Source organism: Hymenobacter terrestris, from assembly GCF_013377905.1.
GTDB classification, from domain to species: Bacteria; Bacteroidota; Bacteroidia; order Cytophagales; family Hymenobacteraceae; genus Hymenobacter; species Hymenobacter terrestris.
In genome coordinates, this window is sequence record NZ_JABKAV010000136.1 from 1 (window position 1) to 2,098 (window position 2,098).

Here is a 2,098-nt window from a genome sequence, read left to right on the forward strand (position 1 = left end):
CTTCGCTAAGCCATTCGGATACTAACTCCCAGCCGGGCTCCTGATGGTTGATTAAGTCTATAAGCGAGCGGTTTCCCATGGGGTGTGTAGGCTGAACAGCACAAGAATAGCCTATACCGCGCTAGTTCACGCAAACGGTCCGAAGCTAAACGCTTTGTTTGGTGAAAGGAGGGCATCAACGTTGCCGGTCGAGCCAGGCCAAGGCCTCTTCCTCTGCCGTGAACCAGCCCATGCGCACGCCGTGGGCAAACGAATCCAAGGGATTCTCGTAGCCCTGGGCCGGCAGGCCTTCCCACACGAAGCGGGGAACGAGAAAGGCGATGCAGGGCCGCCCCTTCAGGTGGGCCCGCACCCGGGGAAAATACTCCTCCTGCATCCACTCGTGTAACGCGCGCGGCTGCGCTTGCTGATGCGAGCGGCCGTCGAGCAGCCAGTGGCGGCAGTCGTGATGCAGGTCGGTGGCCAGTAGCGCTTCGCAGGTGTGTGTGATTTCCTCCGCGCTCAATGGCCGCTGGTTATGGCCCCGCAGCAAGGGAGGATGGCCTTGATACAAGATCTCGTAGTAGGAGAGCGAAGCGGGGAGCACGAATTCAGGAGCCGGTTAGATAAGAGCAAGCTACGCATTTAGCACTATACCCGGGTTGTTTATCATGCGTTTCGTGCCCTGCCAGCTGGAACAGGGAGCGGGCTGTCAGTGGACTTCTCTTGCGTTCCGTGATGCCTGTCAAGTGCTCTGAAGGAAATATTCACGCAAAGGGTGGGTCGGTGAACTTGCTCCGTTCAATTGAAGGAGCTTTTGGGGCTTCGTCGGAGAAGTCCAGCCCGCCTTGCAGGTTGATATGCTTCCATTTCCCAGGAAGCGGTCTGCACAGGTTTCAGGCTTTCTTTTCGCTGTTTCGCCCCATCATGAGCAAGCCAAGGGAGCAGCCTAAGGTCACGGCCAGACCTGTCCAGGTAAGGGTGGTGCCCATTGACCGGCGCGCGGCTTGCGCTTCCGGGGTCCGCTTATCGTTCGGACGTGGGTGGTTGACTCCGTATACTAAGCCAATTCCCATACCACTTAAGAAAATGCCGAGTACGGCGATAGCAAGGCAAACCGCTTTTTTATGTGTTGGCTTCATGGTACACAACAGGCAAGAAGGGAAAAGGAGAAATAAAGCAAAGGTGTCACCTCGTTAGGCATTTCCAATACCTACTTATAATTATAACGCTGGAGGTGAGCAGCAAAGCGCCAAGTCTAATGGGGATTGTTTTCCTAAATCAAAAGTGCCGGCAACATGCCACAATGTGTTCACGAAAACGGTCCGAAGGTAAACGCGCTTCGTTCAATTGAAAGAGCGATTCAGCGAAAGGGTCTGACTCGCCAAAGAACATACAACGGATACGTGCATTCACCGCGCGGGGTGCATTTTCTGGTAGCGCATCCGACCGGATAAAAGCAGCCAGCTCAAGGCCAGCGACTTTACCAGAACGCCCGCCACCAAGGCGATGTAGAAGTGCCGTAGACTGCCACCGGGCAGGAGCACGACCATCATTAAATCTACTTCCGACAGCAACGCCGCAATCACAAGCACGGCCGTGTACCGCACGCCCGCTCGGTGGGCGGTGACCGACTGGCGCGCGAAGCCCACCAGCAGCAAACTCCACACAAGGAACACCAGCAGCACTTCTACCTTGCCGCGCCACAGCGGCTTCAATAAGGTCCCGATCGTCCCGCCGATGAAATACAACAGGGCTTGGTTGAAAAAGTAGTCCACGATGCCGTAGAGCACCACACAGGCAAGGAAGTACAGGGTCGTTTCGCTTCGTCTGGACATGGAACTACAATGTCAGCAACTGTTCACGCAAAGGGTGGCAAGGTAAACGCTGCGTTTGCTAAAGGAGGGGTTAAGGCTTGTCACAACGTCCAAAACAAGTTCCTTGCGCGACGTGCCCGCTTCGTGTCGAGGGCTTTACATACGACGCAGGAAAAACGGCTCCTGCCTAGTTGGCCGGGATATACACCTCGTTCTGCCGCTCGGGATTCGTGGTTGAACTGACGACCAAACGGTTGGCCGTCAGTTCAACCACTGTCATCGTCCCGGCCGCTCCCTTCGGC

General features: G+C 55.9%; 2 protein-coding genes. Both read right to left on the reverse strand.

Annotated elements, in window-relative coordinates:
- Positions 1–175 precede the first annotated feature (175 nt).
- The gene (locus HW556_RS18260) at positions 176–505 is read right to left on the reverse strand and encodes a hypothetical protein (protein ID WP_176901548.1); all 330 of its coding nucleotides are present in this window, start codon (positions 503–505) and stop codon (positions 176–178) included.
- Positions 506–1,391: 886 nt separating this feature from the next.
- Positions 1,392–1,817, reverse strand: coding sequence for a hypothetical protein (locus HW556_RS18265; RefSeq protein ID WP_176901549.1), 426 nt, complete (start codon positions 1,815–1,817; stop codon positions 1,392–1,394).
- Positions 1,818–2,098: the final 281 nt, after the last annotated feature.